Origin of the sequence: Microcystis flos-aquae FACHB-1344 (assembly GCF_014698375.1) — a bacterium.
Lineage (GTDB): Bacteria > Cyanobacteriota > Cyanobacteriia > Cyanobacteriales > Microcystaceae > Microcystis > Microcystis aeruginosa.
The window spans coordinates 54566-78396 of sequence record NZ_JACJSW010000216.1; the positions used below are offsets into that span (position 1 = coordinate 54566).

Annotated in this window: 26 protein-coding genes and 1 pseudogene; 16 read left to right on the top strand and 11 right to left on the bottom strand. The window is 44.8% G+C overall.

Annotation, left to right across the window (positions count from 1 at the left end):
* Positions 1 to 3: 3 nt before the first annotated feature.
* Positions 4 to 1212, top strand: a complete 1209-nt coding sequence (locus tag H6G48_RS22550) for an ABC transporter substrate-binding protein (protein WP_190723284.1) — start codon at positions 4 to 6, stop codon at positions 1210 to 1212.
* A 12-nt stretch (positions 1213 to 1224) separates the two neighbouring features.
* Complete coding sequence (locus tag H6G48_RS22555) at positions 1225 to 1995, top strand: ABC transporter permease (RefSeq protein WP_190723285.1); 771 nt, start codon at positions 1225 to 1227, stop codon at positions 1993 to 1995.
* A gap of 47 nt (positions 1996 to 2042) precedes the next feature.
* Here H6G48_RS22555 and H6G48_RS22560 read toward each other — a convergent pair whose 3' ends face one another.
* The gene (locus tag H6G48_RS22560; protein ID WP_190723287.1) at positions 2043 to 2396 is read right to left on the bottom strand and encodes a hypothetical protein; all 354 of its coding nucleotides are present in this window, start codon (positions 2394 to 2396) and stop codon (positions 2043 to 2045) included.
* Between the two features lie 231 nt (positions 2397 to 2627).
* On the opposite strand from H6G48_RS22560, the gene pyrG reads away from it, so the two are divergent.
* On the top strand, positions 2628 to 4268 hold the full coding sequence (pyrG, locus tag H6G48_RS22565; RefSeq protein ID WP_190723289.1) for a glutamine hydrolyzing CTP synthase: 1641 nt from the start codon (positions 2628 to 2630) through the stop codon (positions 4266 to 4268).
* A gap of 81 nt (positions 4269 to 4349) precedes the next feature.
* Here pyrG and H6G48_RS22570 read toward each other — a convergent pair whose 3' ends face one another.
* The 4 genes from H6G48_RS22570 to H6G48_RS22585 all read right to left on the bottom strand — a co-directional run bounded on the left by H6G48_RS22570 (position 4350) and on the right by H6G48_RS22585 (position 7500).
* Positions 4350 to 4667 (bottom strand): 2Fe-2S iron-sulfur cluster-binding protein, encoded by a 318-nt coding sequence (locus tag H6G48_RS22570; RefSeq protein WP_002732025.1) that lies wholly within the window; start codon positions 4665 to 4667, stop codon positions 4350 to 4352.
* A 391-nt stretch (positions 4668 to 5058) separates the two neighbouring features.
* Complete coding sequence (locus tag H6G48_RS22575; RefSeq protein WP_002731987.1) at positions 5059 to 5256, bottom strand: hypothetical protein; 198 nt, start codon at positions 5254 to 5256, stop codon at positions 5059 to 5061.
* Positions 5257 to 5287: 31 nt separating this feature from the next.
* Entirely contained in the window at positions 5288 to 5863 is a 576-nt protein-coding gene (def, locus tag H6G48_RS22580; RefSeq protein ID WP_190723291.1) for a peptide deformylase, read from the bottom strand.
* A 239-nt stretch (positions 5864 to 6102) separates the two neighbouring features.
* Positions 6103 to 7500, bottom strand: coding sequence for a serine/threonine protein kinase (locus tag H6G48_RS22585; RefSeq protein WP_190723293.1), 1398 nt, complete (start codon positions 7498 to 7500; stop codon positions 6103 to 6105).
* 410 nt (positions 7501 to 7910) lie between these two features.
* On the opposite strand from H6G48_RS22585, the gene crtE reads away from it, so the two are divergent.
* From crtE to H6G48_RS22620, 8 genes are all read left to right on the top strand, one after another.
* Complete coding sequence (gene crtE / locus H6G48_RS22590) at positions 7911 to 8840, top strand: geranylgeranyl diphosphate synthase CrtE (protein ID WP_190723295.1); 930 nt, start codon at positions 7911 to 7913, stop codon at positions 8838 to 8840.
* A gap of 17 nt (positions 8841 to 8857) precedes the next feature.
* Positions 8858 to 9310 carry a divergent PAP2 family protein gene (locus tag H6G48_RS22595; RefSeq protein WP_002733310.1) on the top strand — a complete coding sequence of 151 codons (453 nt, stop codon included), beginning with the start codon at positions 8858 to 8860 and terminating at the stop codon, positions 9308 to 9310.
* Positions 9311 to 9795: 485 nt separating this feature from the next.
* Positions 9796 to 10626: a 4-hydroxy-tetrahydrodipicolinate reductase gene (gene dapB, locus H6G48_RS22600; protein ID WP_190723297.1), complete on the top strand. Its 831-nt coding sequence runs from the start codon at positions 9796 to 9798 to the stop codon at positions 10624 to 10626.
* Between the two features lie 187 nt (positions 10627 to 10813).
* Complete coding sequence (locus tag H6G48_RS22605; protein WP_190723299.1) at positions 10814 to 11167, top strand: nucleotidyltransferase family protein; 354 nt, start codon at positions 10814 to 10816, stop codon at positions 11165 to 11167.
* The gene (locus tag H6G48_RS22610) at positions 11149 to 11472 is read left to right on the top strand and encodes a ribonuclease toxin HepT-like protein (RefSeq protein WP_242034740.1); all 324 of its coding nucleotides are present in this window, start codon (positions 11149 to 11151) and stop codon (positions 11470 to 11472) included. Before H6G48_RS22605 ends, H6G48_RS22610 begins: the two co-directional genes overlap by 19 nt.
* Positions 11405 to 11623, top strand: a complete 219-nt coding sequence (locus H6G48_RS26625; protein ID WP_341275525.1) for a ribonuclease toxin HepT-like protein — start codon at positions 11405 to 11407, stop codon at positions 11621 to 11623. Before H6G48_RS22610 ends, H6G48_RS26625 begins: the two co-directional genes overlap by 68 nt.
* Positions 11624 to 11643: 20 nt before the next feature.
* Positions 11644 to 12021: a nucleotidyltransferase family protein gene (locus H6G48_RS22615; protein WP_004159483.1), complete on the top strand. Its 378-nt coding sequence runs from the start codon at positions 11644 to 11646 to the stop codon at positions 12019 to 12021.
* On the top strand, positions 11999 to 12499 hold the full coding sequence (locus H6G48_RS22620; protein ID WP_002767902.1) for a ribonuclease toxin HepT-like protein: 501 nt from the start codon (positions 11999 to 12001) through the stop codon (positions 12497 to 12499). The genes H6G48_RS22615 and H6G48_RS22620 overlap by 23 nt, the downstream gene beginning before the upstream one ends.
* 186 nt (positions 12500 to 12685) lie before the next feature.
* Here H6G48_RS22620 and plsY read toward each other — a convergent pair whose 3' ends face one another.
* From plsY to H6G48_RS22635, 3 genes are all read right to left on the bottom strand, one after another.
* Positions 12686 to 13342 (bottom strand): glycerol-3-phosphate 1-O-acyltransferase PlsY, encoded by a 657-nt coding sequence (gene plsY / locus H6G48_RS22625; protein ID WP_190723301.1) that lies wholly within the window; start codon positions 13340 to 13342, stop codon positions 12686 to 12688.
* Positions 13343 to 13411: 69 nt separating this feature from the next.
* Complete coding sequence (fabG, locus tag H6G48_RS22630) at positions 13412 to 14107, bottom strand: 3-oxoacyl-ACP reductase FabG (RefSeq protein ID WP_002798601.1); 696 nt, start codon at positions 14105 to 14107, stop codon at positions 13412 to 13414.
* 82 nt (positions 14108 to 14189) lie between these two features.
* Positions 14190 to 15215 (bottom strand): ABC transporter ATP-binding protein, encoded by a 1026-nt coding sequence (locus tag H6G48_RS22635; RefSeq protein WP_190723303.1) that lies wholly within the window; start codon positions 15213 to 15215, stop codon positions 14190 to 14192.
* 452 nt (positions 15216 to 15667) lie between these two features.
* Between H6G48_RS22635 and H6G48_RS22640 the strand changes: the two genes are divergently transcribed.
* The 3 genes from H6G48_RS22640 to ggt all read left to right on the top strand — a co-directional run bounded on the left by H6G48_RS22640 (position 15668) and on the right by ggt (position 19484).
* Entirely contained in the window at positions 15668 to 16552 is an 885-nt protein-coding gene (locus H6G48_RS22640) for an all3515 family Zur-repressed PEP-CTERM protein (RefSeq protein ID WP_147073440.1), read from the top strand.
* Positions 16553 to 16743: 191 nt separating this feature from the next.
* Complete coding sequence (gene lpxD, locus H6G48_RS22645; protein ID WP_190723305.1) at positions 16744 to 17775, top strand: UDP-3-O-(3-hydroxymyristoyl)glucosamine N-acyltransferase; 1032 nt, start codon at positions 16744 to 16746, stop codon at positions 17773 to 17775.
* A gap of 164 nt (positions 17776 to 17939) precedes the next feature.
* A complete protein-coding gene (gene ggt / locus H6G48_RS22650) occupies positions 17940 to 19484 on the top strand; it encodes a gamma-glutamyltransferase (protein ID WP_190723307.1) in 1545 nt (514 codons plus the stop codon).
* A 63-nt stretch (positions 19485 to 19547) separates the two neighbouring features.
* Here ggt and H6G48_RS22655 read toward each other — a convergent pair whose 3' ends face one another.
* Positions 19548 to 19772 carry an addiction module antidote protein gene (locus H6G48_RS22655; RefSeq protein ID WP_242034742.1) on the bottom strand — a complete coding sequence of 75 codons (225 nt, stop codon included), beginning with the start codon at positions 19770 to 19772 and terminating at the stop codon, positions 19548 to 19550.
* A 201-nt stretch (positions 19773 to 19973) separates the two neighbouring features.
* On the opposite strand from H6G48_RS22655, the gene H6G48_RS22660 reads away from it, so the two are divergent.
* Positions 19974 to 21509, top strand: coding sequence for a TolC family protein (locus H6G48_RS22660; RefSeq protein WP_190723417.1), 1536 nt, complete (start codon positions 19974 to 19976; stop codon positions 21507 to 21509).
* A gap of 54 nt (positions 21510 to 21563) precedes the next feature.
* Here H6G48_RS22660 and H6G48_RS22665 read toward each other — a convergent pair whose 3' ends face one another.
* On the bottom strand, positions 21564 to 21902 hold the full coding sequence (locus H6G48_RS22665) for a hypothetical protein (RefSeq protein ID WP_190723308.1): 339 nt from the start codon (positions 21900 to 21902) through the stop codon (positions 21564 to 21566).
* A gap of 72 nt (positions 21903 to 21974) precedes the next feature.
* Positions 21975 to 23197: pseudogene (locus H6G48_RS22670) on the bottom strand (RNA-guided endonuclease InsQ/TnpB family protein).
* Positions 23198 to 23392: 195 nt separating this feature from the next.
* Here H6G48_RS22670 and H6G48_RS22675 point away from each other — a divergent pair.
* The gene (locus H6G48_RS22675) at positions 23393 to 23545 is read left to right on the top strand and encodes a hypothetical protein (RefSeq protein WP_190723309.1); all 153 of its coding nucleotides are present in this window, start codon (positions 23393 to 23395) and stop codon (positions 23543 to 23545) included.
* The last annotated feature ends 286 nt before the right edge of the window (positions 23546 to 23831 follow it).

The window sequence follows — 23831 nt, forward strand, 5'->3', positions numbered from 1 at the left end:
TCCATGAACCTACACGATAATTGTGCTTGTTGCGGCATGAGCCGTCGAGATTTTCTGAAACTTTCGGCACTGTTTACCAGTTCCTTCGGGGCAGCGATCGCCGCCGATAATTGGAATCTCCCCGTTAACGCCAATGCCAAAGATCAGCCTGTGAAAATCGGTTATCTACCGATTACGGATGCCGCCCCCCTATTGGTAGCCCACTCGCGAAAACTTTATCAAGCGGAAGGTTTAACTACAGAACAACCGCGCCTATTCCGTTCTTGGGCGCAGATTGTTGAAGCCTTTCTCGCTCGGCAGGTGAACGTTATTCATGTTCTTTTTCCCACCTCGATCTGGATTCGTTACGGGCGCAATTTCCCCGCTAAAATCGTCGCTTGGAACCATACCAATGGCTCAGCCCTCACCGTCCTTCCCGATATTGAAAATCCCAGGGAATTGGGAGGTAAAACGATCGCGGTTCCTTTCTGGTATTCAATTCATAATTTGGTCTTGCAACAACTCTTACAACGTAACGGGCTGAAAATAGTTCGCAAAGCCAAGGACGCGCCGATCGCTTCTAACGAGGTTAATCTAGTGGTTCTCCCGCCCCCGGATATGGTATCAGCCCTCGCCAATAAGAGCATCGGTGGTTATATCGTTGCTGAACCTTTCAACGCGGCGGCGGAAAATCTAAAAACCGGTAGGGTTCTCCGTTTCACTGGCGATGTCTGGAAGAATCACGCCTGTTGCGTCGTCTTTGTTCACGAGGAGGATATTAGGCAACGGAAACAATGGACGCAGAAGGTGGTAAACGCCCTCGTTAAAGCTCAACTCTGGTCCCGGAGCAATCGCTCGGAAGTGGCCCGGATTCTCTCTAAAGATGGTGGAAAATATACGCCTCACCCGCTGCCAGTATTGCAACGGGCGCTTACTTACTATGATCGCAATTTCTATAAAAAAGACGGGGCGATCGAGAATCCAGACTGGCAAGTCAACCGGATCGATTTCCAGCCCTATCCTTTCCCTTCCTATACCGAGGAACTGGTACGCTTGCTCAAAACCACTCAGGTGGAAGGAAATACGGATTTTCTCCAAAAACTGCAACCCCGACAGGTGGCGCGGGATCTCGTGGATGACTCTTTTGTCCGTAATGCCTTGCAACAGGTGGGCGGACCGAAAGCTTTCGGCTTACCGAATAATCTCTCCCGCATCGAGACGATCAAATTTTAAAGGTCTGAACCTATGAAGTCACAATCTTTGACCTCCCCGCCAAGAGCTTTACTACCCTTATGGGGTATCGGTTTTGGATTATTGCTCTGGTGGCTATTTACCAGTCCTCTATGGCACTCAAACCCGATTTTAAATGATTTTTCCCCTGAGCGCTCTTTTGTCGCTTTATTACAGCTTTTTGTTGGGGGGGAGATTATGCCCCATATCCTCACCAGTTGCCGCCGGGTTCTTGTGGGCTTAGTTCTCGCTAGTGCCATCGGTGTGCCGTTGGGGGTATTAATCGGGTTGTATCGCTCCCTTGAATCGGCTTTGTCGGCCCTATTTCAATTTCTACGCATGATCTCGCCCCTTTCTTGGATGCCTTTAGCGGTGATGGTTTTGGGAATTGGTGATCTACCTGTGTATTTTTTGCTGACGGTGGCGGCCATCTGGCCGATCCTTCTCAATACGGCTGCTGGGGTTAATGCGGTTGATCGCTCTTGGTTGACTTTAGCCCGCAGTCTCTGTGCTACCCGAGGGGAAACGGTTTTCCAGATTATTCTGCCTGCGATCCTCTCCCATCTCTTAACTGGTTTCCGTTTGGCTATCGGTATTATCTGGATCGTTCTTGTCCCGGCGGAAATGCTGGGGGTTAGTGCGGGTTTGGGTTATTATATTCTCGATACACGCGATCGACTCGCTTATTCAGAGTTGATGGCGGTGATTCTCGTTATTGGCGCGATTGGTTATCTGCTCGATTGGGGTTTGCGTCTGGCTCATCGCTCTTGGACGCATCAAGATTAGCCTCTTGGTTCAACTATGTGGGAAGGGGGAAGTCTTGGCGCTTTTCTTTAGTTGAAAGAGCGGGCCAGACGATTAATCCCGGTGTGTAATAACTGTTCCAAGCTTTGGCGATCGCTGATGGCTTGAAAATTGATCACAAAACAGGTTAAACCTAGTCCAAAGAGGATAAAAGTGGGGGCCATAACCACACCAATCATTAACCAAGTGGCGACGTGGAGAAACATGGTGACAGCGAACAACAAAGCTAGGGAAGCAATGGGGAAGATTTGACGGGTAGGACGACCGAAATAGAGAAAAAGAACTGTTAAAAGGGTGGTTACTAAGTTAGCGGGTACTAAAAAGGCACAAATCGAGACGCAATAGTTGCGGGAAAATTCAGCGAGGGTATTAAAATCTATCATTAATATTACTTTACAATTGCCTGAGTCTTAGTACTCTCGATTGTAGCGGAAAATTTACATGATCGGGATGAAGGTGACTAAAGGCTGTGGTGCAATAGATTTTCGAGAGGGAGTTAAAACGAGGATCGGGGTATAGATCATCCAGTTATAATGAAATCTGGGAAAATGACACCGCCCCATCCCGAAAACTCTCACCCCTTGCTAGGTATAATCGATCGCAGGAAAAATTTTATGAGTAAATTTGTCTTTGTTACTGGGGGAGTCGTCTCCAGTATTGGGAAAGGGATTGTCGCTGCTAGTTTGGGAAGATTGTTGAAAAGTCGGGATTATTCCGTCTCAATTCTGAAATTAGACCCCTATATCAACGTGGATCCGGGTACGATGAGTCCTTTTCAACACGGAGAGGTATTTGTCACCGATGATGGGGCCGAAACCGACCTCGACCTTGGCCACTACGAACGTTTTACCGATACGGAACTCTCCCGTCTCAATAGCGTGACTACTGGCTCGATTTATCAAGCGGTATTGAATAAAGAGCGCCGTGGTGCTTATATGGGGGGAACCGTGCAGGTAATTCCCCATATTACCAACGAAATCAAGGAAAGGATTCTCCGGGTGGCCAAAGATACCAACCCCGATATTGTCATCACAGAAATTGGTGGTACGGTGGGAGATATCGAATCTCTGCCTTTTTTAGAAGCAATTAGGCAATTTAGGAAGGATGTAGGTCGAAATAACGTGGTTTATATGCACGTTACCCTAATTCCTTGGATTCCGGCCGCTAAGGAGATGAAAACTAAACCGACGCAACACTCGGTCAAGGAATTAAGATCGATCGGCATTCAACCGGATGTGTTAGTCTGTCGTTGTCATCTACCCCTACAACCGGGGTTAAAAGAAAAACTCTCAGCTTTCTGTGATGTGCCGGTGGAATCGGTGATTACTGCTCAGGATGCCAGCAGTATCTACGAAGTGCCTCTTAATCTGGAAAAAGAGGGATTAGCGCAACAAACCCTAGAATTATTAAACCTGGGTCCCCGATACCCCCATCTGGAGGAGTGGGAAAATCTCATCCGACAGATGCAATCCCCTAGTCAAAAATTAGAGATAGCTATCGTTGGTAAATATGTGCAGTTGGGGGATGCTTATCTCTCGGTGGTAGAGGCCTTGAAACACGCTGCTATTGCCCTTGATAGCGAGATAGAATTGCGTTGGGTAAGTGCTGAAGATGTGGATAACGATTCGGCCGAAGCTCATTTAAGCGGTGTTGACGGTATTGTTGTACCCGGTGGTTTTGGTATTAGGGGTGTGGATGGCAAAATTAAGGCGATCGAGTATGCTAGGGTCAATAATATTCCTTTCTTGGGTCTCTGTTTAGGGATGCAGTGTTCGATTATCGAATGGGGTCGCAATGTGGCCCGATTGGAAAGGGCCAATAGTTCCGAATTTGAAGAGGATACACCCAATCCAGTGATTAATTTACTGCCAGAACAGGCAGATGTGGTGGATTTAGGGGGAACAATGCGCTTAGGTCTCTATCCCTGCCGTTTAAATCCCGATAGTCTGGCTTTCTCCCTCTACGGTCAAGAGGTTATCTATGAGCGCCATCGTCACCGTTACGAGTTTAATAATGCCTATCGTAGTCTCTTTTTCGAGACTGGTTATCTGGTGAGTGGCACTTCTCCTGATGGTCGTTTGGTGGAAATTATCGAACTACCAAAACATCCTTTCTTTATTGCTACCCAATTTCACCCCGAATTTCGCTCTCGTCCCAATAAAGCTCATCCTCTCTTTTCTGGTTTCATGAAAGCAGCCCTCAAGGGTAGAGAGGAAAAGTTCCCCCTTATTAGTCAGCATTCGGCTATTAGTTAGGGTTTGCTGGTTCTATTGGCTCAAAATCTGTTTTTTTGGGGGGAAACCCCCGAAAATTTCTCATCTTAACCCCAGTTTGGCCTAGGGTTTTCCGAATTGACGTTGATAAACTACTTCTTCCTTGCCAGATTCCAGTTTAATATCCGAGCGAGGATAGGCCACACATAACAAAGCATAGCCTTCTTTTTGCAGGTCGGGGGATAATCCCATGCCCTCACCTTGTTCAACGCTACCCTGGGAAAGTTGAGCGGCGCAGGTAGTACATACGCCCGCATTGCAAGAACTGGGTAAGTCAATCCCCGCATCGTAGGCTGCTTGTAGTATAGTTTGATCTTCCCTAACTTCGATCGTTTGTATTTTTCCTAAATGAGAAATTTCTACTTTGTGGGTTGTGGTCATAGCTAATGAATGATGCTTTGAACTTCACCTATTTTATCATTCTAGATTGCGGATAGAGGAGAGAGGGGGGAAATCTTTACCTAATCAGATTTTCACCGGTCGGCAGATAATTGATTGTCATGAAAGATGATAAGTAGGTAGGCGTTAAAAATTATCAGACACCACCCTTATCAACGGGGGACTAAGGGTAGGGTTGATTCATGAATCAACCCTACTATGAATCAACCCTAGTACTAAGGGGGTATCGAACCTAAAAACTATTTTTAATTTAATTATAACCAGCTACTTAAAGTCCTCAAAAGTAGTAACTTTTTCTGGCAATTTGTCCTGTAGTTAAAACAAACAAAAGAGAGAAATAAATTCTCTCTTCTGCAACCGAGGGGAAGTTATTCTATTTGTAATTGGCTCTCGTGTCTTTAACCGCCGCCCAAAAAAATAGGGCTGTTAATGGTACACTTGCCGCTAGAATTAGGCCAGTGGTGGTATTGCCTAAATCCGGTTCTCCCGAACTAATTTCAAAGACACAACCCACACCAGCGATCGCTGCAATACAGGATAATAACAATAAAACGCCGCTTTTCGGGGTCATCTTCACTCCTCACCTAAATTAACTAATGCCTTTATTTTGTCACTTTCTCGACGGGTTTCACCGCTTGCACGGAAAAACCGTGTTTTTTTAATTCTTCATTGAGTGCCAAATCGTTATCTACTCTATCGACGAACATGACACCATTAAGATGATCCATTTCGTGTTGAATTGCCCGCGCTAGTAAACCGTTAGCTTGCAGTTTTCGCGGTTTCCCCTGTTCATCTTTATAACTCACTTCGATCGCTTGGGGACGGATGACATCTAAAAACACATCGGGAATACTCAAACAACCCTCTTCCGCTTTGCACAATTCCCGACTATAACCGATAATTTGGGGATTAATCAGAATTAGGGGCGGATTTTCCGGTTTATCGGTTTCACAATCGATGACAATCAATTGTTTATTGACTGCCACTTGGGGAGCCGCTAAACCGATACCATTGGAACTATACATAGTTTGCAGCATTTCTTTGGCTAATTGGCGAATGCTGTCATCGACCTTAGCAATCCGCTTGGCCGGTTGACGCAGGACTCGATCGCCGAGATAATGCAGTTCTAAAGGGGGTTTTTCTAATTTGCGTTTTTCTACGGTAATAGTGGCGCTCATAAACTTAATTATCGATGGGATGCACAATTTTGATCTTAGTCACTGGCTCTGGGGGATTTCTCAGGAAAAGGGAGAAAAAAGCCGAGACTCTTCATAAAATTTTACACCGATCACAGACAGTTCGTCCATATCAGGGGGTGGGAAGTGGGGAGTGGGGAGATTTTTCAGTTATCAGTAAGCAGTAAACAGTAATCCGTGGGGGAGTGGGGAGAAGGGAGAAAAAAGCTGATTGTAACTGGCTACTTATTAGTAATTGGCATTCCTAGCCATTGGCTTAATTCCGCTGCTAACCATTCAATTTCGGGTTGACTCAGATAGGCTTTTGTCTTACTGCTAATAGTATATTCTTTAGTCCCCACCCAAATAGTTAAAGCCATCGGTACATAAACTCGATCGCCATCACCATCTTGGCTATGATAACTATCAGCTTTCACCAGTTTATTAATATGTTGCCGTGCCATTTTATTTTTGCCCGGAAGTGTCAAACCCCAAATTCGCTGAATGGCAACAATTTCTTGACTATTAATAGTGATAATTTCCTCCCCTTTGAGACAATAAATAATCTGGTAAAGCATTCCTAAACCTACAAACCAAAAAGGCAAGGAAAAGAGCAGAAAAAACCAACTTATCCACAGAGGAATGGAAACTGCTCCTCCTGTCCATACTAATAAAAAAGCATTCCAAGCGATGGCAAAAGCTCCAAGAAAAATTAATTTAGGGGTAAAACCTTCGGGAGGTAAAGATATTTTAATTTTCTCCTCGCTTTTTTGCAACTGTACCCGACTCCCTGCGGGTTTTTCAAGGTTCGAGGAAGTTAATTGAATTTCGTGGAGAGTATTTAAAGCTTGATTTGCTGCCTGTGCTGAAATAAACCTTTTCTCGATACTAGGTTCAATTAACTGCCCCAACCAATGAACAAAAGCAGGGCTTAAATTGGCTAAATTATTTAATTGAATTTTGCCATCTTTTTGGGGTAAATCGGCGGGATGAATGCCTGTAGCTAGATAGATTAAAGTCGCTCCTAAACTGTATAAATCAGAAGCGGCAACGGTGCGACCACCGAATTGTTCAGGGGGCATATAACCGTAGGTTCCGACGATAGTTAAAGTAGCCTGTTCCTGTTGGGCAACAGTCTGGACAGAACCAAAATCAATTAAATAAACATTGCCGATACTATGGCCCGATCGATCTTTTAATAAGATATTACTAGGTTTCAAATCCCGGTGGATAATTGGCGGGTTAAGTCCATGGAGATAAATTAAAATACCTAGGATAGATTTAGCTAATTCTTGTAGGTCTGCTTCAGTAAATTTGCGACCGGTTTCTACCTGTTCCTTGAGAGATTTAGCCTCGATATAACTCTGAACAAGGGCAAAACCTTGATAGGTATCGGTGCGAACTTCAAAATAGTCGATATATTCAGGAATCGAGCGACAATCTAGATGTTTAAGAGTTGCGGCCTCCCGTTCAAAAAGTTTTAAATCTGTCCATTCAAAATCGGGACTGAAGATTAATAATTTGACGACAACAGTAGTACCCGTTTTTAGATCTTGGGCGAGAAAAGTGCGTCTTCCGGTTTGTTTACCTAACTGACTTTGGATTTGGTATCGATCGCCTAAAATTTGCTCTGGCAGCATACAATATATTCCTAGGATAATCCTAATTCTAGGCTAATCGAGAAATTTCTCAACCGCAAGCTAAGAAAACGGAAGTTTGACCGAATCATCAAAACTTTAGCATCTCCCGGGATAACTGCGGTGAAATTCAATTATATCGCCCGTTTTTCGCCAATTCCTGGACTGGGCTGAGGGATGTATTTTTTCAGGTTAAAAGAGAAAATAGGCATCAGAAAAGAAAAGTGGCCCATCTCCGCCTGGGAAATTTTAGTACAAATGTTCAGACTGTCAACTCCGGTGCTGCCATGCAGTCTGAAGGAGTAATTTAGATAGTCAACAGCTTAGGGGACAAGGGAGCAGCCAGTTTAATTCCGATCGAGGTGGAGTTTCCTGATATAGTTTTAAAAGCAGTCGGTTCAAGACAAAAAGACATGGTTACTAGGGGCGAACGAGGAGTAGAAGTGAGGAAAAACGAGAGCTTTTCTCTGGCTTCCTATCTGGAGGAAAAGCGGTTAATTGTCGAGTCAGCTTTAGATAGCTCTTTAGTTATCGGCAATCCTGCCAAAATCTACGAGGCGATGCGCTATTCTCTCCTCGCCGGTGGCAAACGTCTGCGGCCGATTTTATGTCTGGCTACCTGTGAATTGATGGGGGGTTCCCTAGAGATGGCTTTACCCACCGCTTGCGCCCTAGAAATGATTCACACTATGTCATTAATTCATGACGATTTACCCGCCATGGATAACGATGATTACCGACGCGGGAAATTAACCAATCACAAGGTTTTTGGCGAAGATATCGCTATTTTAGCCGGGGATGGTCTCCTGGCCTACGCTTTCGAGTATGTGGCTACCCAGACTCGTAATGTACCTCCCCTACAGATTTTAGAGGTAATTGCCCGTTTAGGTCGCACGGTCGGGGCAGCGGGTTTAGTGGGGGGTCAGGTTTTAGACTTGGAATCCGCAGGAAAACCCGATATTTCGGCGGAAACTCTCGGTTTTATCCATACTCAGAAAACCGGGTCCCTGTTGGAGACTTCTGTGGTGTCGGGGGCAGTTTTAGCGGGGGCAAAAGCGGAAGATATAGCTAAATTAGCCCGTTACGCTCAAAATATTGGCTTGGCTTTCCAAATTATCGATGATGTTCTCGATATCACGGCGACAAAGGAGGAATTGGGCAAAACCGCCGGTAAGGATCTACAGGCACAAAAAGCCACCTATCCTAGTCTCTGGGGGATAGAAGAGTCCCGCCAGCAAGCTCAACAGTTAATAGATAGTGCCATCGGTGAATTGAGTGGCTACGATGAGGCCGCTGAACCTTTACGGGCCATCGCCGAGTATATTGTTAATCGTAAAAATTAAATTAAACGAATGAGATTATGCAGGACTTCGAGCAGGTGTTACACAATCAAATACTGCTAGTCTCTCTTTTAGCTTGTTTCACTGCCCAGGGACTAAAAGCGCTGATTGAGTTAATCCGCGATGGTAAGGTGAGTCTGCGCTATCTAGTCTCGTCGGGAGGAATGCCTAGCGCTCACTCGGCGCTGGTGGGGGCCTTGGCTACTGGGGTAGGATTACAGATGGGTTGGTCTAGTCCCGAATTTGCGATTGCGGCGCTTTTTGCGGTTATTGTTATGTATGATGCGGCTGGAGTGCGTCAGGCAGCGGGAAAACAGGCCCGGATTCTCAATCAAATTATCGATGAAATGTTCCAGGAGGGCAAGGAATTTAACGAGGAACGTTTAAAGGAATTAATTGGTCATACTCCTTTTCAAGTGCTGGTCGGTTTAAGCTTAGGTATCGGTATCGCCATGGTGCTGCTCTGTCATTAATTGAGGTGTTTTCTGGGGTTGAGATAAACTAGATTTAATAACTGAAAATCCGGGGTAATCACTCATGTTACAATCCCTAAAAATTGAGGGCTTTTGCGGTTTTCCAAGTTTTGAGATGGCCAATCTTGGTACGCCAATTCAAATTTGAAACGCATCAGCAGCAATGTTTGAGATAGAGGCAAAAAGGAATCAAATTAGAAGATGTACCAGACTGAGCCTGAATCCGCCGTATGAAAAGCGATTAAAATCGTCATAATTTCCCCCAGACATAAGCTTATTTTTCGTTGTCGAGTCTTCAGTCCATAAGCAAGTAAGCTTTTTGAGCATTGAGGTGCAAATTATTGGCAAAAATCATCGACAGGACAGAATAAAGCATCTATACTAACCCTAGGGCAAGGTGGCTGAATGGTTTTCTGTTTTTCAGCATATCACTTCTCCCTTTTCTTATCCCGAACTCAGGTTATATATAAGGAGAATAATTAACCATGACCGAAAATAGAGGACCGATTCCTGTAGTTGTCAACGGTGCAGCCGGTAAAATGGGACGGGAAGTCATTAAAGCCGTTGCTCGTGCCGACGATATGATCTTAGTGGGTGCAGTGGATCGAAATCCAGCTTTTCGAGGTCAAGATGTGGGGGAAGTGGCCGGTTGTGAACCCCTAGAAGTGCCGATTCTCGACGATTTGCAGAGTGTTTTAGTCCTGGCAACTCAGGAAAAAGTGCAAGGGGTGATGGTGGATTTTACCCATCCCGACGGTGTTTATGACAATACCCGCAGTGCGATCGCCTATGGAGTGCGTCCCGTGGTGGGAACTACGGGATTATCGCCGGCACAACTGCAAGATTTAGCCGAATTTGCCGAAAAAGCCAGCACCGGCTGTTTAGTTATCCCCAATTTTTCCATTGGCATGGTTTTACTACAACAGGCTGCCCTGCAAGCATCCCGCTACTTTGATCATGTGGAAATTATCGAACTGCATCACAATCAAAAAGCAGACGCACCCAGTGGAACGGCCATTAAAACCGCCGAATTACTGGCCGAATTAGGTAAAACCTTTAATCCTGCCCAAGTTTCCGAAAAAGAAACTATCCCCGGCGCTAGAGGCGGTTTAACTGCTGAGAACATCCGTATTCATAGCGTGCGTCTACCCGGTTTAATTGCCCACCAAGAAGTCATTTTCGGTTCCCCCGGGGAAATCTATACCCTTCGTCATGATACCAGCGATCGCTCCTGTTATATGCCGGGGGTTCTCCTCTCTATCCGCAAAGTTACTCAGCTGCAATCCCTCGTCTACGGTTTAGAAAAAATCCTCTAAATCAAGATAGGTAGTGATTTTATGGTAGTGGTAATAGCTCAAACCTTTGCTAATTGGGCATTGTCGTCATCAATAAAGTACCAAACAGTTCGGCACCCCCCTGATCAAGGTTAGGGGGGATCGAAGGCACAATCTATCTTCTATTTAATTAGAACCACTTACTTAAACTCAATGGTAAAATAAGCCCATGAGCGCTTTTCCTACCCCAGAACTCGATAAAATCCTCAAAGAAAAAGATATTCAAGGAGAACAGGAAAGACAAACCCTGCTGGCAAAAACTCAACAATGGCTTCATGAAAATGCGGTAAAATACGGAATTAATCGAGCTTATATCTTTGGCTCCGTGACTCGTCCCTATAAATTTCACCCCGGTTCTGATGTGGATATTGCCGTCGAAAATATCAATCCCGAACTGCACTTTGAGGCTATTAGTATTCTTTCCTATTATCTGGGGAGAGAGGTGGATATTATTCTGCTGAAAAACTGTCATTTTGCCCACCGCGTTCGGGAAGAAGGAATTTTATGGACAACCGACAACTAATCCTGTTGAAAGCTGATATAAATGCTCAATTACAGTTAATCAAAGCCATCGATGGTAAAGTTGCTGTTAGAGCCGAAGGTGTTAATCCCGATGATGTCATTCGCCTAGAAAGCATTGCCTATCAAATCCATAATTTATACAGTGCCACTGAGGATTTACTTAAAATAGTGGCTACCTGTTTTGAAAATCATATTGCCGATACTCGGCAATGGCATACAGCCTTATTAAACAGACAGAATGACTGTCCCTATCCCCGGAATTCGTCCTGCTTTTATTTCTTCAGAAACCGCCGCTTTGTTAAATAGTTTGCGAGGATTTCGGCACTTTTTTCGTCATGCCTACGGCACAAATATTGATTATGAGCAATTGAAAGTTAATTTAGACAGGGCAAGAAAAATCTACAGAAACTTAGAAAAAGATATTCAAATTTTCTTTGAACAATGGGCAGAAAGTTAAGCTAAATCCTCGATATTATAATGATTATGTCGGTCAATAATCCCTATCTTGAATACTGGCAAAAACGCCAAAAAGAACAGCAGGAATATAATCAAAAATTAGCTCAAGAGGCAAGGAAAAATCTCCCGCCAGTTATTGATTATTTAAAAGAAAATTTCCCAATTACAAAAATTATCCTGTTTGGTTCTCTAGTTAAAGGTAAATTTCAGGAAACTTCTGATATTGATCTAGCAGTGGCTGGCATACCCCCAGAAAGTTTTTTTCAAGCTTTAGGAAAAGTTAATTTAATTAGCGCTCGCTGGATTGATTTAAAGCCTATAGAAGACTTAGAACCTCATTTTCTTAAAAGAGTTTTGCAAACAGGAGAATGTCTTTATGCGTCCGATGAGTGCCAGTGAATTACAAGAAATCGCCCTTGATATTGCCACTGAAGTTAATAGATTAAATCGGCTAGAAAGCCAAATGCGTTTAGTTCAAGCGGAAATGCTAACCAACCCGGCACTAGCCGATATTTGTGCCGAAAGTTTAGCCCTAAAACTCCATAACTTCTATACAGGATGTGAACGAATTTTTCAAATTATCGCTTCTGAGTTAAATGGTGGCTTACCATCTAGTTATGACTGGCATAGAAGGCTATTAAATCGTATGAGCAAACCTCAAGATTATCGTCCTGCTGTATTACGAGAAGATACAGTACATAAACTTAATGAATACCTAAGCTTTCGGCACGTTGTTCGCAATATCTACGGTTTTGAATTGGAAAAACAAAAACTAGAAAATCTGGTTAATAACTATTATAATACATGGCTACAAGTCCAAGAAGATATTAATAGTTTTATCCTTTGGTTAAAAACCACAGCAGACAGTCTTAATTAAACCTCAAAGACAAGATTGCTTGTTGAGATGGGGAAAGAGGCAACACCCCCCCAACCCTACCCGACGTCGGGGGGAGATTTAGCTAATCTAAGGATAGGCGGTTAAAATGCGTCTTAGCCTATTCATAAAAGAACTGATGAGCCGTCAACTTCATTTCACAGTGGTTATTCTGACTTGAGAAAGTTATTAACTTACTTCCGATGATTGCTGTACTTTCTGACCTATTTTTGGTTCCGTCCCTGCCAACAATCTTTTAATATTACCCTGATGACGAACAATCACATAGATTCCCCCCATCAAACTAAATAACATATAGGGGAGAGGTTGACCCAAAACAACCATTAAAATATTCACCACCAGCGCCCCGATAATCGAACCTAAAGAAACAATCCGGAAAAGTGCCAGAATAACTAAAAAACTCGCCAAAGTTCCGCAAGCCACTAGGGGATTCATCACTAATAAAACCCCTAAACTGGTGGCGACGGATTTACCACCGCTAAAATTCAAGAAAATCGATTTACTATGACCGATGATTGCCCCCAATCCCGCCCCAATAATTAACCAGTAATACCAACTTTCTGGAAGAGGATTGACATCAATAAAATATAGCCCGCGTACCAGGGCCACCGCCGCCATTCCTTTTAACATATCAATTAATAATACCGTCGCCCCGGCAGATTTTCCCAGAGTTCTCAACACATTGGTGGCCCCAGTGGAACCGGAACCATAGTCACGAATATCGATACCTTTGCTGTATTTACCGATTAAATAACCCGTGGGAATCGAACCGAGCAGATAGGATAAAAGTAAGATAGTAAGACTGATAAGAATCGGAATAAGCATAAATTAAGCCCAATTTTTAGCAAGAGCGAGCGCCGTTATCAGTGTATCAGCCCGAAGACAAAAAACCACTCACAGGGAACCATAGACGGGAATTGCCGCCCCGCGCAAGTCCTTAGCTCCTTCCCCTGCCAGAAAACAGATCACCTCGGCTAGAGATTGGGGACTTACCCAGTCCTTGGCATTTGCCTCTCCCATCGCTTCCCGGTTGCCCGGAGTATCGATAATGCTGGGCAAAACCACGTTAGCGGTAATATTAGTCTGTTTGGTTTCTTCTGCGATCGCTTGGGTTAAAGCCACTACCGCCGCTTTCGAGGCACAATAGGCGGCCAAATTTGCCCCCGGTTGTACGGCACCACGAGAACCGATAGTGACGATACGACCATAATTATGAAGTTTCATCGAGCGTAAACAGTGTTTACACAGTAAAAAAGTGCTATGGAGGTTTAAATCGAACATTTTTAGCCAATCTTCATAGCTAAACTCCTCCGTCGCCCCCATGGTAAAACCCCCGACTAGATGAATTAAAACATCGACCCGACCGAGATCATCAATTAATCTAGCCACGGCAGTTTCTTGGGTTAAATCCACCCTGACAAAGCGAATACGCTCAAATTCCGCCGCACTCAGCCGAGATTTCAGACGACCCACCTCCCTTTCCTCCCGATAGGTCATGGTTAGATGACCGCCATGGTGTAAAACCGCCGGAGTGACTCCTAAACCCAGTCCTCCCGTACCGCCGGTCAGCAATACCCGTTTATCTTTCATATTGATTGATAGATAGTCGATCTGTCCAATTATAGATGATTTAACGGGACAATTGGGCAATATTACCGCCTTTCTCGCCGGACTAGGATTCCTTCATCGCTTGTTTTTTCTCCGCCTTCAGGTCGCGACTGCTGGCGGCGGCAATTTCCGCATCCATCAGGGTGCGTCCGGTAGCTGCTAGATAGACATCATCGAGACTAGGACGGGATTGGGCCATGCTAAACACGGGTAATCCCGATTCGGCTAGGGTTTGTTCAATTTTGCTTAAAGGATTGCTATTGGCCGTGACGATGAGATTCAGGGAGTTACCCTGGGCGGTATTAACGATTACTTCCTCGACAAAAGGCAGACGGGATAATAATTCTTTCGCTTGGAAAGCTTCTTCCTCTGGGGAAAATTCCCGCACTTTCAGGGTAATGCGATCGCCACCCAGTTGCTCCTTCAGTTGTGAGGGGGTACCGCGAGCGATGACGATACCATTGTCGATAATTGCCAAGTTATCGGCCAAAGCGTCGATTTCTTCGAGATAATGGCTGGTAATTAATACACTGGTTCCGGCCGCCCGCAATTGTCGCAGAAAATCCCAGACAATCAAACGACTTTCGATATCGAGTCCCACAGTCGGTTCATCTAGCACCAAAACTTCTGGCTGATGCAGTAATCCCGCCGCTAAATCCAGCCGTTTTTTGATGCCGCCGGAATAGGTTCCCGTTTTTTTGTCGGCGTATTCCTCTAATCCTAAAAGATTTATTAATTCTTTGATGCGCTCTCTTGACTTTTGAGCGGGAATGTGATAGAGAGCCGCTTGTAGTTGCAACAGTTCCCGGCCGGTGAGCATTTTATCGAGGGCGACTTCTTGGGCAACGTAACCCAGGCGTTTACGGGCGGATTTGGGGTTATTCAGGGCATCGACACCCCCCACCTCGATTTTGCCGCCATCGGGTTTAGCAAGGGTGCAAAGACAGCGAATCGTGGTGGTTTTCCCCGCACCATTGGGACCGAGTAAACCGAAGATTTCTCCCGCTGCCACGGTAAAGGAGATATCTTTAACCGCTGCTGTCTGACCGTAGGATTTTTTTAACTTTTCGATCACCACCGCAAGGGTCATAAGCTGATTTTCGCCGACTTGAGCGAGACAATTTTTTTGTTAACTTTCTTGGTCTATTTTAACCCACATTCCCCACTGCAAAATCTAGTACAGCTTTGTTTATAGCGTTTTTCAGTCTGCTGAGGTACAAAAGTGATGGGTTTTAGGCACTCATGCAAGAGGCAGAAGGCAAAAGGGAAGAAAAATAGGTGTACCTCACTAGCTTAGGAAACGCTATATCTTTTTTGATCAAGATAAACTTTGACGGGATTTGGCCTCATCCCCAGAGAACCGGCTGCTGTTCTGGCGTTGCCTGTTCCTTGATCCACCTCGACCCCTTTAGATGCTCGGGCAACTTATTGGGACAGCATTGTTCACGTTAACTTAAATTAACTTTGTTGGCAAAAGTGAATCGGAACAAGGGTTTTTCGCTAGAATGATAATGATTATCGTTCTAATTAAGGAGAGAAATCATGGTTCTACAGGTCTCTGGGGTAGGATTAGTTTGTGCTGGGAATAAAATCGGCGAAAAAAGCCCTAAATATCCATTTATCGCTGTTAGCTTCATTTTATCGCTTTCTTTCGCCCTGGTAACGGTGGCTAAGGCTGAAGAGCCTGCCATTGGTCAGAGTTTGCCCGAATTTTATATCGGGGTGGATAATCAAATCACCTTAACTCGGGGCATCTATGCGGGATTAGCCAATCCTAACTATAACCGGTTAACTCTTCTGGTTGCTCACCGAGAGGGAACCCCTCATTTTCACGGTATCGGCACTTACAGTTATTCCGGACCGTCTAGTAATCCAGTAGTTAATCCTACTAACAGCAATAATCGCATTCCTGAGACTTCTACAGGATTGCCTCCTCTCTCCTTAATTGCGGGAAAAGGAATTTTTCAGAATAGTTTTGTTAGTGCTGCCACTGGGGAGGAATATAGCAATCTACTGATGCAATCAGTGGCAACTATTAATAATTCCTCTGACTTGGGAGAACAAGCTCTTTTTAACAGTTCTGGGGGACGGTGGAATCGGTCGTTAGGTAATGCCAACCTATCCTTACAACTGTTAGAGATTAGTGATGGATTAACAGTAGCTAACTCTTTAGGAAAGACAATTTTAGCTAATGCTGGCGATATCTATGCGATCGGGACTGGTGATAACTTCTCCTTTTTACCGAAGTTTCTTGCCTCTCGACCAGGAAAATATTCAGCCAGTTTTAAGCTGGTAGATCTTAGCCTTTCTTGGGGAGAGTCAGGAATTTTTAACCTAGATTTTCAAACAGTTCCCGAACCATCAACTCTGATCGCCTTAATACTGTTCGGGTCAATTGTATTAACTAGATCGAGTAGTAAAAACTAAAACCAATCGGTTTTGGAGAGAGCAAAATTATCCCCAAAACCGCTCCAGATCGAGATCGGCTTTGTTGAAATGGAAAACAGGGATTATTCCCTAAAAAACTAGCAACTTTTTTGACTATAATAACGACAAGATTATCAGTATAGTTTTAAACTATCCTAGGATAAGCCCTATCTCGATCGCAATATATATTTATGAAATTTAGTGAAATTGCCCAAAAATTAAGCCCTTTAGTCTCTGCTCACAGTTTAACTGCCTATCCCGACAGAAATCCCCAAATTAAAGCCATAACTCCCATCGAAACCGCCCTAGTCGATACCATTAGCTATATCGAAGGGGGAAAATTTGCTGCCTTTGTCGCCAAAACTGAGGCTACTGCCCTAATTCTGCCCCTGGATGCCAATTTACAACAACAGGCCGACGAACGCGGCATCCCTTGGTTAGCTAGTGCCAATCCCCGACTTTTATTCGCCCACGCCATCAAATTATTCTATCAACCCTTTCAGCCCCAACCCTACATTCACGCCACCGCCGTGGTGCATCCATCGGCTAAAATCGGCCATAAAGTCGCCATCGGGGCCCATGCCGTGGTAGAAGCCAATGTCACCCTCGGTGATGGTGTTTGCATTCATCCTAACGCCGTTGTTTACCCCGGGGTGCATATTGGTGATCGCACAATTCTCCACGCTAACTGTACCATCCATGAACGGGTACAAATCGGCAATGATTGCGTTATCCACAGTGGTGCTGTTATCGGTGCCGAGGGCTTCGGTTTTGTGCCGGTTCCCGAAGGCTGGTTTAAGATGGAACAATCGGGTATCGTGGTCTTGGAAGATGGGGTAGAAATTGGCTGTAATAGCACCGTGGATCGTCCGGCAGTGGGAGAAACCCGCATCGGTAGCCAGACTAAGATCGATAATCTCGTCCATATTGCCCATAATTGCCAAATTGGCCAAGCCTGCGCCCTAGCAGGACAGGTAGGCATGGCAGGAGGCGTAAAAGTGGGCAATCGCGTTATTTTAGCGGGACAGGTGGGCATTGCCAATCAAGCGGCGATCGGGGATGGTGCGATCGCAACCGCCCAAACCGGCATTCACAACGATATCGGGGCAGGAGAAGTGGTTTCTGGTTCTCCCGCTATGCCGCATAAGTTATTCCTCAAGGTAGCAGCCGCTTACAAGCGTTTACCCGAAATCTATCAAGCGGTTAAGCAATTTAAAAAATAGCCCTATTCAGGGGACAGGAGACAGGAGACTCCGAGACAGGAGACAGGAGATTATTTCTATTTATTCTCCCTTCTCCCCACTTCCCCACTTCCCCACTTCCCCACACCCCACACCCCCATCTCCCCACTGATAACTGATAACTGATAACTGATAACTGAATCAAAGTGACTCGCAAAAGCAAGGGCGCTATCGCCGCAGGACATCCAAAAACTGCCGAAGCTGGACAATTAATCTTAGAAATGGGCGGAAATGCCTTCGATGGGATAGTTGGCTCGATTTTAGCGGCTTTCGTGGTCGAATTCACCCTCGCTTCGGCGGGGGGCGGCGGTTTTTTACTAGCACATACCAAAGAAAAAGTCAATACCCTTTTTGATTTTTTTTGTCAAACTCCCAAATATAAAAAACCCTTGACAAATATCGACTTTTACCCAGTGGCGATCGATTTTGGTGGTGCTAGTCAAGATTTTCACATTGGCCGAGGTGCGATCGCTACGACCGGAGCATTACGGGGATTGGAAACAGTGCAGAAAAAACTGGGAAAATTGCCCTTTGCCGTGGTAGCGGAACCAGCGATCGAATATGCTCGTCAAGGCTACATTTTGAGCCAATATAACGGCTTTTGCCTGGGTTTACTCGCTTCGATCCTGCTCAAAGATAGAGAGGGTTTAAAAGTATATGCTCCCCAAGGAAAACTCCTCCAAGCTGGCGATCGCTGTGTGATGAGGGATTTTGCCAACACCTTAGAGGAATTAAGCAAAAAAGGTGTAAAAGACTTTTATGAGGGAGAAATCGCCCACCAAATCGCCAAAGATATGCAGGAGGGCGGTTATCTTACCCTAGAGGATTTAAGTCATTACCAAGTCATTGAGAGAAAACCCCTAAAAAGCCAATATCGAGGTTACGAAATCCTGACTAATCCGCCTCCTAGTTCTGGAGGAATTCTCCTGGCTTTTGCCCTAAAATTACTAGAAACAGTCAATTTATCGGCTTTAGAGCATCTGGGAGCCAAACATCTGCAAATTTTAACGGAAGTGATGGCCTTAACCAATCAAGCGCGCGCTCAAGGCTACGATAATTTTATCCATCAGGAGGGAATCGAAGAGCAATTCCTCTCGTCGGAATTTTTAGGCAAATATCCCAATAAATGGGGCAGTACCACCCATATTAGTGTTATCGATGGGGAAGGTAATGCCGCCAGTGCCACCTTTTCCAACGGGGAAGGATCGGCTTATACCGTGCCGGGGACGGGAATTATGCTCAATAATATGATCGGGGAAGCGGACTTAAATCCCTTTGGTTTTCACAATTGGCCGGTTGATCGTCGTTTATCCTCAATGATGTCCCCGACGATGATTTTAGAGGAAGGAAAGCCGCGATTTGTTCTCGGTTCTGGGGGTTCCAATCGCATTCGCACCGCTATCTTGCAGGTTATTAGCAATTTAATCGATTTTCGGCAATCTTTAGCCGCTGCGATCACCGCATCGCGCATACATTGGGAAAATCAACAATTAGGAATTGAACCTTTAGAAGATCGGGAAAATATGCTCAAAAATCTGGTTTTACCCGCAAATACTCAAGTATCCCGGTGGCAAGAACAAAATATGTTTTTTGGGGGTGTGCATGGGGTGGCAGTGAATGATCGGGGGGAATTAACCGCTACGGGCGATCCGCGTCGGGATGGAGTAGGATTAGTGATTAGGGATTTTTAGGTAATGGGTACAACTTGCAGGCGTAACCCAAGTGCTTGCAAAACCTTAAGAACTGTAGCAAACTCACCGATTACCCTGATTCGACAAAGATTTGTAGAGACTCTCCCGTCCCAAACCCGTCTCACGAGCAATACGAGTCATCCCTTGAGAACGGGCAATATCCCCTAATGCTGCCACTACTAAGCTAGGATCGCCATCTTCGAGGGCAGCTTCCAGATAAGCAGCGATATCTTCTTTTGTTTTCAAATGATCTGCTGCATCCCAAGGATAAGTCTGAATTGTAGCCATAGAGAACCTCCTATCAGTATTGGGCTAAATCTAATGCCGTTTTGATGTCTCGTTCCAAATCAATCGAATCTGATTGTAGCCGGTGCTTAAAAGACGGTGGCTTTCATGCTCCCGTGTTACTATCGGTAATTAGTAATCGGCCAACATAGTGGTGTGAGCTTGTTTACTTCTTATCGTTTACTGTTTACTTTCGAGATACTCATGTTGCTCTTGCGTTATGGTATTACCGTGAGTGCGGTGCTTGGGTTGATTTTCTTGGCTGAATCCTCGGTTAAGGCACAAACTCAGTCCGCTGCCGATTTATTGAAGAAACCCCGACCTACTGCCAATCCAGTTTCTCAATTGCCTGGTCCATCGGCGGCACCGGCAACCACGGAAGCGGATACCAAGGCCCCTAATTATCTTAATCCTAGTGGCAATCCCCTAATTTTTCCCACCAAACCGGACGAGGTGAATATTAGGGTAGTACAACCGCTCACCTTAAATCAAGCGATCGAATTAGCTTTAAAAAATAATCAGACCTTACAGACCGCCAGGGTCGATTTAGAAATCGCTCGCGCCCAATTAAAGGAACAACAGGCCGCTTTATTGCCCACTGCCTCCGCAGAGGCCAGTCTCACCCAGGATCAATCGGCAGCTGCCCAAAGACAGAATGAGTTAGCTCGTCAACAGGGCATCCCAGCAGTTACACCCGAAGATAGTACCAACCTTCAGGGTAGTGTTCGGATTGTCTATGGGGTTTATACAGGGGGTGAACGGGCAGCCCAGATCAAAAGGGCCGAAAAGGTCATCCGGCAACGGGAATTAGAGGTGGAACGAGTCTCGGAACAAACTCGTTTTGATGCCACCGATGCCTATTATGAATTACAGAGGGGTGATGCCCAAGTAGCGATCGCCCAAGCCTCGATCGAAGATGCTAGTCAAAGTTTACGAGATGCTCAATTATTGGAGCAAGCGGGACTAGGAACCCGATTTGCTGTCCTACAGGCGGAAGTTGACCTAGCCAACGCTAACCAAGACTTAACCCGGGCGATTTCTACCCAGCGTATTTCCCGACGGCGACTGGCACAGATATTGAGTGTCGGCCAACACATCGAGTTAACCGCTGCCGATGAGATTCGCGAGGCGGGAACTTGGGGCTTGAGTCTTGATGATAGTATCGTTTTGGCCTACAAAAATCGCGCGGAATTAGAACAACAACTCTTACAACGGGAAATTAGCGCAGAAGACCGCTCGATCGCTATTTCGGCGGTGATTCCCCAAGTGGACCTTCTGGGCGAGTATAATGTCCTCAACGATCTCAGTGATGCTGCTGGTTTTGGCGATGGTTTTAGCGTCGGTGGCCGGATTCGTTGGACTTTCTTTGATGGTGGTCGTGCTTTTGCCCGCGCTCGTCAAGCGGAAAGAAATATCGATCGCGCCGATACGGAATTCTCCCTCCGTCGCAATGAAATTCGCCTTCAAGTGGAGGAATCCTACTATAGTTTGATTTCTAACCAAGAAAACATCAAAACTTCGCAAAAAAGCATTGAATCCGCCACGGAAAGTCTGCGATTAGCCCGTTTACGCTTTCAGGCGGGTGTGGGAACCCAAACGGATGTGATCAACTCCCAACGGGATTTAACCGATGCCAGAAGCCGTTATCTACAGGCGATCGTCGATTACAATAGATCCTTGAATAGTCTCCAGCGAGCGATTAGTAATTTACCGGATAATCGTTTGTTTGAAGTGCGTTAATTGTGGGATTTATCGAGGTGTGGTGTGGGGGGAGATAGCCAAATCTCCCCTATTTTAACGAGTTTGGATAATTCTAATCTGTTGTTCCCGCAATTGCTGCATGGTGGGAGTTTTCTGTAGCTCTTGCACCTGCGGACGCAGATTATGACAACGAGAGGAATTAATGCTACCGCATTGATTTTCGAGCGTGTTCAGTCGCCGCTGCTCGATTTGGGGACTGGTGCGAAAGTTTAATTGCTGATTGTATTGGGGATATTTTTGGTAAGCGCAGGATTCAGCCCCCGCTAAACAACGCTCACTGATAGGCAATTGGGCCAAGACTAGGTTGCCGCTAACGCCAACCCAACCCAGACCCAGAAACAAACCTGATAATAAAGAATTTTTAGTGATCATCGCCAATATAGTTAGTAAAAGTATAGTCAAATATAGACAGACTGAATTCCATTTCAGAAATTCCCTTCACTTTTACTTCGAGAGATTAATTCTCCTTGGGTGAACTACGCACCTCTCTATCCCATAGCGGTTAAACGCATTTGGGAATGCTTTTCGTAAAATATTGTAGGAACCTATGACATCAGATTGAACCAGAATCCCCTTATCTGTACGATATAACCCTCGCGAAATTCTTTTTCCTGAAAACACTGGCTTTTCAGTTATCTGTCCATAAACGGGGAGAGGATCGTCATTCAAAAAATTAGAAGCTGAGGTATAGGATTCTTCTTGAATAATCACTTTAATTCCCGCTAACTGACATTTATAACTAATCATCTCAATTAATCGAGCATGAGGAATAGTTACCAACTTTTGATTATTGACTTTCCCTAAGTTTACCTCTTGTTTCCACCCTGGATTATTACCAATAACTAAAGTAGTAATTTGTTGGTCAACTAAGAGCTTAACCAAATAACGACTAGCTTTATGAAGATAATTATCTACTTTCTGATTTCGAGAGCGAGTTAAACGGCGAATCCTCTGGGAACTTTGACGATTGCCTTTTAACAGAGATTGTAACTTAGCTCGACGTTGGTTATAAAATTGATTCAGGCTTTTTAACGGTCTGCCATTAATCAACAAAGGGATAAAATCCGGTTGATTTGAAGTTACAGCCATCAAATTATCTATGCCTAAATCTATCGCAGCTATCTTTTCATTAGGAGCTAAGAACTGTTCAGTTTTCTCATAAATTACCTCGATTACATAACAATCACATTTAGGAACTATTCTGACTTCTACTATGCCCTCAGCCACTCTCGTCGGCAAGGCGTTGAAGTACCTGATAATTTGACTATTCCTTGCCTAAGACCTACTTTGCTTATAGCTTGAATCGTGTAAACTAAGAGATTTCGTCCTTTTTTTGGCTCCTTATAGCCAGGGATTTTGGGTTTGACCAGAAATTTATCGGGGTGACTTTTAAACTCCGATGAAGCGGCAAAAAATGATGGCCAGTTCCGGTCTAATCCTCTTAAAACTTGTTGGGAAACTTTAGCGGGTAAAGCTTGATACTGTTCTGTCTTTGACCTCAGAGAGGCCATCTGATTATAGGTCAAATAGCCATGGCCATAAATGAAGTTTTGTCGGATTAAATAATTGGCTGAGTTGTAAAGATTTTTAGACTGCCAAGATAAATTATCTATCTCAGCCCAAAATCGATGTCCTTTCTTGATAATGTGTCTTTCGGCTACTAACATTATTGTCCGTTGTCTTTTAACTCAGCGTCGGGTTTTGAAGGGTTGTCATCCGTTGTGATAATTGTACCAGAAGGCAATTGATAGCCTGTTAAATTCCCTTGTTTCCACCACCTCCAAGCCGTTCGATAACTTATTCCTGTTTTTTTTGCCTAGTCTGATAGTTTTGTCTGTACATATTACCATGAATGACTATATATGACCATATTTGTATTGAAACTTTACAATACCTCGGTGATCAAAAAATGTAATCTCAGCATTGGCGGCCATGACGGTAATTACCCGGCAGACTCTCGATCATCGGAAATTTTGGGTCTGAAACCCCGCCGTTCTAGGTTGGCTTTACGTTAGAATTAAAAGGCCAGTCTCGAAAACCAAGTGGACGGCGCAGCACCTTGAAAACTCGGCTTAGGGGGTTCCGACCAGAAAAGCTTGGCCGGGTAAAAAGTCGCGCGCAACAAGTACAAGAAGCTATAGGCGGTCAACGTACCGTGGGACACACGGAATCGGGCTTCTGAAATGGGGCGAAAGTCTGTGGACTCTGTGTAAGACAGTACATGGTTTTTTAACTGTGGTATGCGACGGTGGTGGAAGCAGAAACTTAAATCGTGAGGTTTAGGAATCGCCGCACTTTTAG